The 12,961-nt window shown below is 58.4% G+C and carries 6 protein-coding genes and 5 pseudogenes; 6 read left to right on the top strand and 5 right to left on the bottom strand.

The window, feature by feature from the left end:
* Positions 1–83 precede the first annotated feature (83 nt).
* Positions 84–1,311: pseudogene (locus EJ069_RS27400) on the top strand (acetyl-CoA carboxylase biotin carboxylase subunit family protein).
* A gap of 190 nt (positions 1,312–1,501) precedes the next feature.
* Here EJ069_RS27400 and EJ069_RS27395 read toward each other — a convergent pair.
* The 3 genes and pseudogenes from EJ069_RS27395 to EJ069_RS27375 form a co-directional block, all read right to left on the bottom strand.
* A pseudogene (locus tag EJ069_RS27395) lies at positions 1,502–2,070 on the bottom strand (IS66 family transposase zinc-finger binding domain-containing protein); the annotation flags it as partial.
* Positions 2,071–3,124: 1,054 nt separating this feature from the next.
* Positions 3,125–4,120: a 2-oxoglutarate and iron-dependent oxygenase domain-containing protein gene (locus EJ069_RS27380; RefSeq protein WP_126063883.1), complete on the bottom strand. Its 996-nt coding sequence runs from the start codon at positions 4,118–4,120 to the stop codon at positions 3,125–3,127.
* A 240-nt stretch (positions 4,121–4,360) separates the two neighbouring features.
* Positions 4,361–5,068 carry a class I SAM-dependent methyltransferase gene (locus tag EJ069_RS27375; RefSeq protein WP_126063882.1) on the bottom strand — a complete coding sequence of 236 codons (708 nt, stop codon included), beginning with the start codon at positions 5,066–5,068 and terminating at the stop codon, positions 4,361–4,363.
* A 433-nt stretch (positions 5,069–5,501) separates the two neighbouring features.
* On the opposite strand from EJ069_RS27375, the pseudogene EJ069_RS33950 reads away from it, so the two are divergent.
* The 4 genes and pseudogenes from EJ069_RS33950 to EJ069_RS27355 form a co-directional block, all read left to right on the top strand.
* Positions 5,502–5,772, top strand: a pseudogene (locus EJ069_RS33950) (alanine racemase C-terminal domain-containing protein); the annotation flags it as partial.
* A gap of 493 nt (positions 5,773–6,265) precedes the next feature.
* Positions 6,266–7,333: an iron ABC transporter permease gene (locus EJ069_RS27365; RefSeq protein WP_206616867.1), complete on the top strand. Its 1,068-nt coding sequence runs from the start codon at positions 6,266–6,268 to the stop codon at positions 7,331–7,333.
* Positions 7,333–8,166: an ABC transporter ATP-binding protein gene (locus EJ069_RS27360; RefSeq protein WP_126063881.1), complete on the top strand. Its 834-nt coding sequence runs from the start codon at positions 7,333–7,335 to the stop codon at positions 8,164–8,166. The genes EJ069_RS27365 and EJ069_RS27360 overlap by 1 nt, the downstream gene beginning before the upstream one ends.
* A 1-nt stretch (position 8,167) precedes the next feature.
* Positions 8,168–9,211 (top strand): ABC transporter substrate-binding protein, encoded by a 1,044-nt coding sequence (locus tag EJ069_RS27355; protein ID WP_126063880.1) that lies wholly within the window; start codon positions 8,168–8,170, stop codon positions 9,209–9,211.
* A 61-nt stretch (positions 9,212–9,272) separates the two neighbouring features.
* Here EJ069_RS27355 and EJ069_RS27350 read toward each other — a convergent pair.
* Together EJ069_RS27350 and EJ069_RS27345 are read right to left on the bottom strand one after the other, a co-directional pair.
* Positions 9,273–9,389 (bottom strand): annotated as a pseudogene (locus tag EJ069_RS27350) (transposase); the annotation flags it as partial.
* A 215-nt stretch (positions 9,390–9,604) separates the two neighbouring features.
* Positions 9,605–9,822: pseudogene (locus EJ069_RS27345) on the bottom strand (helix-turn-helix transcriptional regulator).
* Between the two features lie 1,549 nt (positions 9,823–11,371).
* On the opposite strand from EJ069_RS27345, the gene EJ069_RS27340 reads away from it, so the two are divergent.
* Complete coding sequence (locus EJ069_RS27340) at positions 11,372–12,541, top strand: M20 aminoacylase family protein (protein ID WP_126063879.1); 1,170 nt, start codon at positions 11,372–11,374, stop codon at positions 12,539–12,541.
* Positions 12,542–12,961: the final 420 nt, after the last annotated feature.

Raw genomic sequence — 12,961 nt, 5'->3', positions numbered from 1 at the left:
CCACCGTTACATACCTCAAGTAGTACGGCTTAAGAACCGATTTGTGCTTAGTGTCACTGCGCCACGCAATCTAGGTGTCTACGATGGCAAGAAGAGCGCTAATATTGCTTGAAGGCACAATCGCGAATGGCGAGCTATACGTCCAAGCCGCCCAGCGTCTTGGCCTTCATCCAATTGTCCTGTCCGCTAACCCGGCGCAGTACGAATATCTTGCAGCGGGAAGCATTGAAGCAGTCGCCGTTGACACAACCAATCTCGACGCGCTTATCCACGAATGTTCCCGGTTGAGTGCGACCTATGAAATTGAAGGGATTACAACCGCCCTTGAGCCGGTCTATGCGACTGTTGGCGAGCTCTGTCGCCATTTCCAGCTTCCAGGACCGAACCCCATAGCAATTGCACGATGCTGCGACAAATTCACCCAACGTCAACTCCTCGCGGAGGGCGGTGTTCCAATCCCAGCTTACCGCTTGGCAGCCAATGCGCCCGAGGTAAACAGTGCTGCTCAGGAGATTTGGGCTCCCGGTAGTCCTTAAGCCAGCCGTGGGCGCGGGCAGCAGCGGGGTCCAGTTATGCCGTGACTTCGACGAGCTGGCCGAACACACGAGCTATCTGTTGGGCGAGAAGCACCTCTGGCAGACTTCGCCGAGGATACTGGTGGAAGAATTCGCGGAAGGCCCCCACTATTGGGCGCACCTGATGGGAAATGAGGTAATTGGTATTGAGGCCGCTGAGTTCGACTCGCCACCCTACTTCGTCTTTCGTGAAGGCTCGTTTCCGGCCCTGCTGGCGATGAAGAGTATGAACGAATAACCGAACTTTCGCTGAGCTGCTTGCGAGCCCTCGACCTCGGCTGGGGGCCAGCGAATATCGAATTCCGTTTGACAGAGCGTGGCCCAATAAATTGAAGTCAATCCGCGTCTCGCTGGCGGTCCTCAATCGGTTCAATTGGCCTACGGCGTCGATCTTGTCACCGAACACATTAAACTTGTTATCGGCAATGAATGGAACCTGGGCCGAAGGCATTCCCGTGTCGCGGCTTGGCACTGTCTACTTCCTGATCGCGATGGCATCCTCGATTGGATAGATGGCCACGCCAGGGCGGCTGCCTTCTCAGGCGTCGCGGAGGTTAAATTGGATGTTAAACCCAAGACGCCCATCGTCAGGCAGCGCGACTACCGAGACTCTATGGGCTGTGTCATAGCTGTTTCGCCCAACTTTGATGAAACGAAAGCGATCCTTCAGCGTGCAGTTGACTTGATCAAGTGGTCGATTATACCATTTCCGACGATTGGAACAGAAAAAGTCTGAACCAGCCCTTCTTGCTTCAGCGCAGGGGCACACAAGTCAGAAATAATGGCCCGTTGATCGCCTACGACGAATCTGCCCGGACGCCCAGACGATTTTGGGGCAGCGACAATGTGATCAGGCGCGATATCTCGTCTTGAGCTTGCGATTGGCTAGACGTTCAAGACCGGAAACGGGCATGCTGGGGCTTGCCGGCGCCAGCCATGCTGCCTGGTATCGGACGGCTGGGCGCGGGCAACTGCACCATCTTTCGCAGCAGCGGCAGGATTTCTTCAACCGGGCGATCTCGATGACCTTCATCTGGGCGGCGATCAGGTCGAGGATTTCGCTTGTGTCTTCGCCCACAAGACGTAGTCCACCGCCACAGGCGGGGCAGCAGGCGCCGGGATCGAGCTCCCTGCGCTCGCGAACTGACTTGTGTGATACGCGCGGACGACGGCGCGTGATCTTTCGGGCGCGTTTGGCATAGGCGCAACAGACGCTGCCTCGTCGGCCTCATTGATTGGCCCGGCATTGCTCCCCGCCGCGGGGATCAAAAGATCCTCCAGGGCCAGTTCCAGCTGCTGGATTTCCCCCTCGATCTTTTCCGAAGACTTGCCGAAGACCTGTTTCTAGCCGGGCAAGGCGCAGCCGCAAGGCCTGGATCAACTGGTCATGCGCCTGCAACGTCGCCGACATCTTCGCATTTCCCGCCTGCAAGGCGGTGATCATCGCCTTCAGAAAGGCAGGATCGTCTGGATGATTTTCGGCGACATTCGACATGCACCTGACCACCATAAGTCAGGGCGAGTAGCCATAAAACCATTACATCAGAGAGATAAATCATCCGACACGCGCCTGCGGCGCACCCCATTTGGGGCGTCGCCAGTCAATTCCTTCCCATAACATCGCCATTTGCGCTGACGTCAGCCTGGCCGTCCCGTCGGCCGCCGACGGCCATGGAAAGCGACCCTTCTGCAAAACCTTGTAATAAAGACTGGACCCCTGGCCATAAAATAAAGAAGCTTCAAACGGTCGCCACGCCTTCCCCCAAAGGCGAAGACCGCGCCTCCCGTCGGCTTCTGGCCGCAACACATCCTGCGTCAGTGCAACCAAACCCTCGATCCCTTTGGGCATGGTGAACCCACAGGCAAGGTACACCCGAACCCCAGTTCCCGGTCCGATCATGCTGCCTCAACCGCTTGGATAAGCCGGGTCAGAGTGGCGGTATCGATCTCGCTGTCAAAGCGCAGGTTCCGCCCACAGCATAGTTGTAACTCAACCAGCGCTGACAATTTGTCAGTGCCTTTGCCCATACGGGGTTCGCAATGCGCCACGGGCATGTCCACGGGAAGGAACATGGGACCCGCCGACGGCAACAGGAGCCCCCTTCCTCCTCAGCCCTCGCCGCCAGGTGTAAATCTGCTGCCGCGTCACGGTCGCCCCCTCAATTCCAACCGACATGACGATGTCGAGCTTCTTCTTATCACCCCAGCGACGACGCCGTTCAGCACCAAGAATCTCTACACGCACCGCCCCAGGGTTGTTGATGTCCTCGCAAGCCTCATCAGTCTGGTCCAACCTCAACACGAAAGAAGTAGCAATGCCGGGAGTAGCAATGCCGCGCATCCGCATAGCAGAATCTCGGAACTCAGCTTTCTTGATCGCCGCTTGCGCTCGAAGCTCTGATGCTAGCAACGAACTCGCCGTCAGACTGACAGTATTATCTCGCCAGTCTGAACTGCACCCGGCCGCGACTTTGAAGGCCCCCTTGCCGACTAATTGTCCAAGTGCTTGTAGCCGCCCAGAATGAACACGGCAGGTCACGTATTTGCCCTCACGCCTTTGCCAAGTGACCGTAAGTTGCAGCAAAACGCCCGAATTTGTGTTCGCCGCACCTCACCGGTTTGTAGCGAAGCGGGTTGCCGTCCGTAATACATGATGGCAAAGATTCGACGATCGCATCGAAATCTGCGTCGATAAAGAAGGGGATCGAGTATCGCTCGCGGCCCGAGGTATTTATCACGCGGTGCATGTTCGCCAGATAGAGATCGTTCGTGAGCCGCTGAATCAGATCGCCAATGTTAATTACGAACGTGCCGCGGATCGGAATGCCCTCGACCCAATCTCCATCGCGATTCATGACCTGAAGGCCACCTACGTCGTCCTGCGCCAGGATGGTCAGATTGCCGTAATCCGTGTGGGCGCCGATACCGATGATCTCTTCGCTGATGTAGCCACTTTGCGGGGGGTAATGAAGCAGGCGCTGAATGCTGATCGGGTTTCGCATAAGGCTTTCGAAATAGCTTTCCGACAGGTCCAGACTGAGCGCAATGCCCTGCAAGATTTTTTTCGCCAGGCCGACCATCTTTTGATGGTATCCGTATGTAAGTTCTCGAAACTCGGGCAGACTTGAGGGCCACTGGTTGGGGCCAAAAAACGGACCCTCCAACATCAAACGTTCAGGACCGATGTCAATGCACTCCTTCAGGTCTTTCGTCTTGCCCGGATCGGTATTCTCCCCGAACGGCTCTATGTATCCGCGAAGGGCCACATCGGATTTGCTAATATGCAATGCCATCTTCTGCGACATGGGCAGATCAAAAAACCGACGGCTCACATCGAACACTGAATCCACATAATCCTGCGGAATGCCGTGATTCTTCACATACATGAACCCAGTATTTGACAACGCCCAATGTATCTCCTTCGCCACCCTCTGCTTGTTGCTGCCATCAAGAAGCGGCGCGATATCTACCACTGGAAGCTTGTCAAAGCTTTCGCGTTTCGCGCGCAGGTTGTCGTCCAGTCTGGTCAACAGGTCCATAGACATGAGTACACCTTTGTTTGACAAATGGGAGTCGGCACACGATTTCGGGCCATTTTCTTATTTGGCTGGCAGCGTCGAGGACCGTCGGGAAGCCTGAATAGGCTGTGCCGAGAATTCTTTTGAGGTGCCGTGCTCAACAAAGTAGAAGGCCCGAATTTCTGGCAGGCATGCGTAGGCACACACGCTCTTCGTTGTCGCCTTGCATCGTTTGCCAGCTTCGCCAGCGAGATTGCAGTAGCGTGGTCATGGCCCCTGTTCCTCTGGGGCGCTGGCCTTCTTGAGCACCTGGAAAACCCAGTAGTGCGCGTCCTCCTCCGCGACGTACCTGCCGTCATTTAGACGCTGTGCCAGCACAAGGACGCCCGCATCTTGCAGACGCCGCACCTCGCCTTCAAAGGAGGTGGCCTCCGCATAACTCTTGCGGGTGCTTGCGATGATGAAGCCGTTTGGGCGCGTGACGCGAGCCAGTTCGCGCAGCCCATCAGGTCGGACATGCCCGAGCGTGAAGACGCCGCAGCAGACCGTAATGTCATAGCTCGCGCTGGCGTAGTCGGAGAGCGGCCCGTTAAGGTCGACATCGCCTCGGACATGCCGGTATGCGCGGGTTTGCCGGGCCTGTTCGACCATCTCCTCGGAGAGGTCGATCCCGTCGATCAACCGGAAGCCGAGGCGTTCCAATTCTACGCCGACGAGGCCTGTTCCGCAGCCGGCGTCCAGGATTGCGATGGCAGTTCGCTGCCTGGCCAAATAGGCCGTCTGCACGGCACCCGCCAGTTCCGCCACGATCATAGGCCCGCAGTACCCGTCGCGGTCGACATCCATCTCGTAGGATCTAGCCCATCCGCGATAGAAGTTGGCCAAGCGACTGGCATCGCTGTCGAGCGCATGGGAATCCTTGATGCGTTTTCGTGCGGCTTGCTCCTGTGCCGTCTGCTGATCGGGAGTGTTCATGACAGTTCCTTATGTAGGGCAAGATGGTCAACGGCGGCGTGCCGGTCGGCACCTGCTGCCGCCTCGCACCGAGAGCATCAAAGCTCGTGCCATTTGGCCGAACGAGGCGAAAAAACATGTTTTGCGGCTGTTTTCAGCGATTTGGTCTGCTGCCAAAATAGGAGATTGGCTAGCCAAGCCTCTGTCGCCGATCAGACAAAAGCTAAAATCATGTCGGACATCTCCCCGCGCGCGCTACACGTAGATGTAGCGGGAGAGCCATAACGGCAGGCTACCCCTTCTCGCGTCCATGGCAGGGCTGTCCGGGGAAACTGTCTGAAAAGCAAATCTAGAGAGCCTGAGCTTTCCGACGGCGGCTCTGCTTTTCGAGAAAGAGAGGGGACGAGGCGTGCAGTGCCTGGGGGCGATGTTAGCGCGAGCCAGAGCGATTAGTGCTGCCGGCTACGCCAATGGGCTGCCCCGCAGCCTTGGCGCACGCGGTGCAGTATACTATTGGGGTCCGCCTGCCAATCGTCAGTCGCGTTTCGATGGACAGCATGACCGTCGTTGCAACGGCTCTGCCTGAAGCCGCACTGCGGCTAAGAAGCCTCGCCGAAGTGCTTTGGTCGACACCAAACGCTCGAGTACATCGCGCGACGCCGGAACCAATATCCTATAAAATCCTGACCGGCATCAGTGACCTATACCACCGGCGGTTTCGCTAAGCACATACGAGAGGGTACGATATGCCCACCCGAATCCGCTGAGATCGTCCTCATGGCGCAAACGAACGTGCGCAAAATTCTAGAGCTTGATTGCGCGTAATCGCGTTAAGTTTGAGCCTTGGATCTTGGTGTAGCCTGGACAGCTTGCGCTGAAGCCGTCACTTCGGGCCTCTTTTTTGAAGCACCCATTGCGTGTTCAGCATCGGATTGAGCGTCTTCGCGCGCGAAGCTGTGCGATCAAGAGGGCGCCAACTGATGCTGCGTCAGGATGGACCACGACGTGGGGCGCCGACGCAGGCGGAGCAGACTCCACCAAGCAAGGAAACAAGAATATCTCTGACGATGCTTCAGCGTGCCGCGGCCCGACCTCAACCCTCAACGCACTTCACGTTGATTCAACGCGCTACCCGCATGGCGTTGCGTTTATGGATGGGCAGTACCTGCCGATGTCAGAGATTTCTTTGAGCTGCTCGCTACTCTGGCCATCGGAAGAATGGGCACCTCGACGATGACCACTTCACACGAGAGGAGTCAAAGCCAGAACTTGTCGCGGCAACAGCCACTGTGGCCGCTCTACCTTGTACTTTTCGCACTGCTGCTTGCGGTGGTGGCGTCGGCCTTCGCCACGGGGCGCTATCCCGTGCCGCCGCTGATGGCCCTGCGGATCTTACTGTACCCCATAACCGGCGGCGAGGCCGACTGGGCCGCGACAGTGGAGACGGTCGTTTGGGAAATCAGGCTGCCGCGCATTGCCGGCGCGCTGCTGGTCGGCGCCAGCCTGGCGGCGGCCGGGGCGACGTATCAGTGTATTTTCCGCAATCCGCTGGTTTCCCCCGCGATTCTAGGCGCTTCACAGGGCGCGGCCTTTGGCGCCTCGCTGGCCCTGCTATTGCGCCTGTCTTGGTCGGGCATCATGGGTATGGCTGTGGCATCCGGTATCCTCGCCACGTCGGCCACTGCGCTGATCGGCCGTCATCTCGGCAGTGGCTCGATGATCACCTTGGTACTGGCGGGCCTGGTGGTCGCCGCCGTTTTCAACGCGCTGGTTGCGGTGGTGCAATACATAGCCGACCCGCTCGACGTGCTGCCGTCGATCACCTTTTGGTTGATGGGCAGTCTAAACCGCATCGGTAATGATGATCTCGGCATCATCGGCGTTCCTATCGCACTTATGCTCGCCCAGCTTTACGCCATCCGCTGGCACATAAACGTACTCGGCGCCGACAACGACTCGGCACGGGCGCTCGGGGTCAACGCGCCGCTGGTCAGCGGCGTGGCCATCGCCGGAGCTACCGTACTGACCGCGCTCGCTGTCAGCGTAAGCGGCATCGTTGGCTGGGTCGGGCTGGTCGTCCCCCACATCGCCCGCTTTCTGGTCGGTCCCAATTTCGACCGCCTCTTGCCGATCAGCGCCCTGACGGGCGGCCTGTTCCTGCTTGCCATGGACACACTGGCGCGCAGCGTGGCGACGCAGGAACTGCCGCTCGGCGTCGTAACTTCGCTTGTTGGGGCGCCATGCTTCGCCATCGTGCTCGGCCGTGCCCGGAGGCATTGGTTCTGATGGCCGCGTTAGTCGCCAGCGATGTCTCCTTTACTCACGCCGGCAACGTCGCACCGACCCTGCGTGGGATTTCGATCCGGGCCGAAGCGGGCGGGGTGCTGTGCCTTCTCGGGCCGAACGGGTCGGGTAAGACGACGCTGCTGCGTTGTCTCGTCGGGCTCCAGGGCGGCGGCGCCGGCATCGAGGTCGACGGCCGGCCGCTGTCAAGCTTCAGCGACGGCGAGCGGGCGCGCCGCATCGCTTACGTGCCGCAGCACGGCGCGGCCGTGTTTCCCTATACGCTGGCCGACATCGCAGTGCTCGGCCGCACGCCGCATCTCGGCTCCTTCACCGTGCCATCGCCCCATGACCGGCGCATTGCCCTCGACAGCCTCGACCGTCTTGGCATCGGCCACCTGGCGAACCATCCGTTCAATCTGTCGAGCGGCGGCGAGCGCCAGCTTGCGCTGATCGCCCGCGCAATCGCGCAGGACGCGGCGACGATCGTGCTCGACGAACCGACGGCCAGCCTCGATTTGGCCAACCAGACCCGCATCCTCGACATCATCGCGGGCTTGGCCACGCAGGGGCGCACGGTGGTATTTTCCACGCACGATCCCGACCACGCCCTGGCGGCGGCGACGCAAGCGGTTCTGCTGAAGCACGGGCTCGTGCTTGCGCAGGGAGACGTAGCCCACGTGGTCAACGATGTAACGCTGAGCGCTCTGTACGATGTGCCGGTGCGGGTGGCGTCCATAGGTTCAAGCGACGATGGCTTCGGTCCCATGACCGTATGTTTTCCTGTCCGCCGACGCTCCCGATTGGGCAAGTCCCAAAATCTGAGGGAATATTGATATGACGTGTCGATCCATCCTGAAAATTTCCGCCTTCTTGCTGCTCCTGTTAGGCGTCGCCTCGCCGGGGGCGAATGCAACCGAGGTCCGCACCATCACCGACATGGCAGGCCGAAGAGTCGTCGTGCCGGCCGAAGTCGAGCGGGTCGCCACCATGGGCTCCGTGCCGCCACTAAACAGCCTGCTGTTCGCCGTCGGCGCGTCGGATCGACTCGTCAGCGGTTTGCCGCCGCGATTCGGCGAGAACCCGCGCTGGACCTTTCAAAAAGTCTTCGCGCCGCAACTGGTTGACGCGCCCTTGATCGAGACGCAGAGCCGCGAACCGGACCTGGAGGCGATAATCGCGCTGCAGCCGGATGTCATCCTGACGACCTATCCGGCCATCGCGGATGCGATGGCGCGCGTCGGCGTGCCTGCGGTCGTCATTGAATGGCAGGAGCCCGATGACGTTAAGACGGCGATGGACCTCATCGGCGGCCTTCTCGGCAAAGAGAAGGAAGCAGCCGCCTATGTCGACTACTTCGACCGCACTCTGGCGCGGGTCTCGGCGATTTCGCAATCCCTTGCGGTCACCGAGAAGCCGCGCGTGCTCTATTTCGAGCCGGAGACGATCAGCCAGCCGCATCTCATTGCGGAGTGGTGGATCCGGCAGGCCGGCGGCGTCAGCGTCTCCGACGACGGGCGCAGCCAAGAAGTGCTGTCCTTCAACATCGAGCAGGTGCTTGCCTGGAACCCCGACATCATCTTGGTCCCCCAACTGAAGGATGTCGAAAAAGTCATTGCAAATCCACTGTTGAAGGATGTTCGCGCGGTGGCGACACGACGCGTCTTTCCGCTTCCAGTGGTCGCGCATACATGGGGCAATCGCACTGCTGAGCAGCCGCTTACCGTGTTGTGGGCGGCGAGGACGCTCAACCCCGAGGTTTTTGGTGAGATCGACCTAGAGGCCGAAGTGAAGCGATTTTACGCCACGATCTTCGCCCATTCGCTCGATGACAAGACTGTCGCAGCCATTCTGGACCCGACGACCGAGCCACCCTACTGAGCAATCCGACCGTGGACCGGTTCGGTTTCGGTTCCGCAGAAGTCTAACGGCAAACTTGCAAATCTCCGCCGCGATCCGAACCGCAGAACAGCCAGGCCTTGCGACCGAGCGGAACGCAGCGCAGGACCCTTCCGCAAGCAATGTTCGTGATGGAGACCCTGCCGTCGCCGAAGAATCGGGTGAGCGCGGGCTAGCGCTTTGGCACGTAGTTGATGGCCTTTGTCGAGATCATGATCGCGCGAGCGCTTGGCAATGGCCGGCGGTAGCACCAGCGGAAAGCTGCCCCCCTGCCAGGGGCGAAGCCGGATGACCGAGACCGCCTGAGCTTGCGAAAAATGGCCGGCTCGGTTCACAAGCACTCTGCACTCAGCAGTTACTTAGAAGTTGAAAGTCTCAGGCCTCTCTGTCGGGCCGAACTATATCCATGTGGCGGACGCACGGGCCGATGCCAGTTAATCGATAAATCGCAAGTATCGGATTTCTGCCGCCTTTTTCCAAACCGCTGATGTACTGCTGGCTGTATCCGGAAACCTCGACAAGCTGCTCCTGCGTCAGACGGTTTTGTTCCTGATCCTCTGCACATTCCGTCCGACCAACCTGCGCATGTCCATGCACGAAGGTCAGCGGTCGCACAGCGTAATCCACTTGAAGCGTCCCCGCCCGCGCGGAATCGATATTCTGGAGACCGACTCCAGCAATATTACATCCGAAATTGAGCACGCCGATTGCCGACGAAGTCCCTTGATCGAGCGGCCTCACACCCTACGACAAGGAGCACTTTACAACCTATATGAGACTCTTGGACTCTTGAACGCGTACGCCGACAAACCAGCGAAGAAGAAATTGCCCATTTGATCCTCGGCATCGAGCGTCAGAATCTGCCATGATAGCCGGTTGCCGTCGCGTAGCTGCCGAATTTCGATGTGCCATCGGGCTATGCGGATCACCTCCTTCGCAAAATACTCGATCGCGGAGGCACTGCAATCACCTCTATCAGGCAATTTGAGAATATCGCCCTGCCGGTAGGGAGGAACCCGGCAGGGCGCGCCGCGCGAAGGTCGCGGCCGCGTAACGACCGGACGGCGGTGGCGGACTGTCGCTTTGCGTAGCGAACCTCTTTTCCATCGGGTTCAGATCAGAGGCCGAGACGATTACGGGAACGCATTCAGGTCGCCTCGTTGCGAATTTTGACAGGATGACCTGTGGCGGGAAGCGATTTGCGCCAAAATGCGTCGGCTGCTGAAACGCGAACCGCATAAAACATTGCGGTTTGAGATATTCTAGCCGGGTTCGGCAAGAAGAGACACGCGAAGAGCAAATCACGCTGGCGGGTTTTGTCGCGCCGGCAGATCTTGGCGCGCTTAGCGCGACGGCGGGCGATCAGGGCTATTGGAAGGCGGCGGCGAGGTTCGATCCGTCTTCGCACGACCTGCACAAAACCGAATTTGCTGCCTCAGTCGATGGCGACATAGAGATACAGCTTGCCTTCCGCAGTCTACACCTCGGTGATGTCTATGCGAATTTCACCGGTACTTGGGCAAAATCCTAGCATTGAGTTTGATAAGTACGAAGGGCGACTGGTCAAAGGCACCCCTTGGCTTCGGCGACACGCGTCGAACTCGTGGGAGTTCACGGGATCAAGCATCTCGCACGAGCTGCAGAAGTTCCAGTTCTTTGGGTTATCTTCGCGCAGCCAAATCCAAGCTTAGCAGCGAGTCTAGCGCACGCAAAAATCCAGCCGGCGTTCCAGGCCGAGTGACGCTTCGATCTCATCATTACACAGCTCTGCGCGGTCACATGGTGGCGAGGCTCACAATCTCCGAGACAGCCAAGCGGTGAGAATTATCTGTTATCCATATTTGTCCCGAGTGCGTCGCAGAACGTGACGGCTATATTTCACACCGTATCATGTTGCGTGATCTGCATTTCACGGTCCGGTGCATTTTGGCACAAATCCCTCTCTCACATGTCCCATCCTCCCTAGAGGGTGGACAAAGATTCTGATCGTTGACTTGAATAAACAAGTAGACGTTGGATCGCTTATGCCGCGCTCCAAAAAAGGATGCAATCCACCGTTGCCTCTTCCGCGGGAACGCGACGCTGATGGAAAGGGACATCGAAAGGGCTCGGCGACTGTGTCGAAGAAGGGGCTAATGTGACATGAGAAGCGTAGAAACTTTCCGGGATATACAGCGCGAGGCAACCGAGTGGCGCCGCTATCTCCATGAAAATCCCGAGCTTGATTATCGGTTGTACAATACAGCGGAGTTCGTGTCCGAGAAACTAGCCTCTTTCGGAATCAATCATATCGAAACGGGGATAGCTGAGACCGGTATCGTCGCCGTGGTTCAGGGCGAAGGTGGAGACGGGCCGACTATTGGATTGAGGGCAGATATGGATGCCCTGCCAATCGTTGAGACGTCAAACAAACCCTGGTCGTCCAAGATAGCAGGCAAGATGCACGCATGCGGCCACGACGGCCACACGGCCATGCTGCTCGGCGCCGCGAAATACCTTGCGAATACACGCAACTTCAAGGGCTCGGTCGCCTTGATATTCCAGCCAGCAGAAGAGGTAGAATTGCCGTCGGGAGGCCTAAGAATGGTCCAGGCAGGGATTATGGACCGTTTTGGCGTATCCCAGGTTTTTGGTATGCATAACATGCCGGGCATGGAACTCGGCAAGTTTTCCATTTGCGACGGCCCAATCATGGGCTCCCAGGACGACTTCGACATAATCGTGAAGGGCAGAGGCGGCCATGCGGCCCACCCATACCGAACCATTGATCCCGTGGTTATCGCAGCACAGATAGTCCTTGGCCTGCAAACCTTGGTCTCGCGTAAGACCGACCCAAAGGAGTCGCTGGTGATCTCCGTCACCAAATTGAGCGCTGCACAGGCCTACAATGTCATTCCCGATAATGTTGAGATCGCCGGAACGGTCAGGACACTCGCACCGGACCTGCGAGACTTCGCCGAACGAGAGATTTTGGCAGCCGCTCAGGGCATTGCGCGCGGGTTCGGCGCAGATATCGAGTTCAAGTACCGTCGATCAGTCCCTGGTGCTGTCAACAACAAGGAGGCAACGAAATTTGCGGTAAAGGCGGCACGCGACCTAGTGGGACCTGCGTCGGTGAATCAAAACATGAGACCAAGCATGGGTGCAGAGGACTTCGCCTACATGCTTGAGGCGCGGCCAGGCGCTCTTATATTCCTTGGGAATGGACCGACCGCTTCGGTACACCACCCGGCATATGATTTCAACGACGAAGCCTTGCCTTATGGCATCGGCTACTGGGTGAACCTGGTCGAGACCGTTCTCGCACCCTAAAACGCGATCTGCGGCGTCTCTAGTCTCTATGATTGCTGGGCCTGAGGGTGGCTCCCTCATCCGATATGCAACGGTACGAGGGAAGCCGGCTAGCCGGCGCAGAGCCCCATGCATAGGAGACGGGCCACCCTCAGGCCCAGCAATCATAGGGACTAGCTTACTAGCGCGCTTTAACGGGATCAGCGGTTGCATGGTCCGCGGTCGCTAGCAAGCGCCATCTAAGATTAATGAGCAATAACGGCTATTATTACACCTCGCCAGCTTCCATGATGTACTTGGTACTGCTACTCAGATGCACTGACTATTCGGCGGATGGCGAATTGATCTGCCGAGTCTCTTCACTATTCCTTTAGCATAGGGGCGCCATCCTGTGGTGAACTTGGTGCGGTCAACGGTCAATAACCTCCCCTACGCCACAAG

Source organism: Mesorhizobium sp. M2A.F.Ca.ET.043.05.1.1 (assembly GCF_003952445.1).
Taxonomy (GTDB): Bacteria; Pseudomonadota; Alphaproteobacteria; order Rhizobiales; family Rhizobiaceae; genus Mesorhizobium.
Note: the sequence above shows the minus strand (reverse complement) of the source record. Positions and strands in the feature narration are given on the sequence as shown.